Origin of the sequence: Escherichia sp. AM3, from assembly GCF_032029835.1 — a bacterium.
Lineage (GTDB): Bacteria > Pseudomonadota > Gammaproteobacteria > Enterobacterales > Enterobacteriaceae > Escherichia > Escherichia coli.
The window spans coordinates 1-287 of sequence record NZ_JAVUPQ010000875.1; the positions used below are offsets into that span (position 1 = coordinate 1).

General features: G+C 57.1%; 1 protein-coding gene. It reads right to left on the reverse strand.

Going from position 1 to position 287, the window contains the following annotated elements:
• Window positions 1-264: N-6 DNA methylase (locus RTW80_RS28820; protein WP_312721524.1), on the reverse strand; the 264-nt coding region annotated here is incomplete at its 3' end.
• Window positions 265-287 lie beyond the last annotated feature (23 nt).

Consider the following 287-nt stretch of genomic DNA (forward strand, 5'->3'; position numbering starts at 1 on the left):
CGCTTCAGCCATCCAGTAAGCAAAGGCAATGACCATACCGGCACTGCCACAGGCAGGCTCATCGAGTGTCATCCACCCCTCACGCTTTATCGTCTCCTGAGCGCCAGGCATGAGTAATCCGGCCATAAGGCGTGAGATGCAGGACGGCGAGAAATACTGCCCCATTTCGTCCGCGCCCAGCTCCTGCTCCATATACAGAGCACCGAGGAAATCATGAATGTCACCCGCCAGCCCCTCCACCAACAGGCAGAACAGCTTTTTCATGGCGTCTCAATCGTCCGGCCGAT